Origin of the sequence: Cupriavidus sp. SIMBA_020 (genome assembly GCF_046535395.1) — a bacterium.
GTDB classification, from domain to species: Bacteria; Pseudomonadota; Gammaproteobacteria; order Burkholderiales; family Burkholderiaceae; genus Cupriavidus; species Cupriavidus campinensis.
The window spans coordinates 1-299 of record NZ_JAWRWU010000318.1 but is presented as its reverse complement, the minus strand read 5'-3'; the positions used below and the strand labels follow the sequence as shown (position 1 = coordinate 299).

The following is a 299-nucleotide window of genomic DNA, read 5'->3' as shown; positions in this document are numbered from 1 at the left end:
CTGCGCCCCGCCGGAACCGGCGGAGGGTACGTCCTGGCACGGGCCCCGGAGATGCCTGCGCCGGCTCAGGAAGCCTTGGGCTTGCCGCCGCGGCGGCGCTTGGCGGGAAGCGGCGGCAACGGCTCGCCGGCCAGCTCGGCCAGGAAGCGTTCGTCGGCCAGCGACAACCATCCCTGGGCGCGGGCCGACTCGATCAGTTCGGGGCGACGCGCAGCGGTCAGCGCCAGCGAGCGTTCCCGGCGCCAGCGCGAGATGTTGGCATGGTGGCCGCTGAGCAGCGGCGCCGGCACGGGTGCGCC

Annotated in this window: 1 pseudogene; it reads right to left on the bottom strand. The window is 75.9% G+C overall.

Annotated elements, in window-relative coordinates:
- Positions 1–65: 65 nt before the first annotated feature.
- Positions 66–299 (bottom strand): annotated as a pseudogene (locus tag SB751_RS29385) (tRNA (guanosine(37)-N1)-methyltransferase TrmD); the annotation flags it as partial.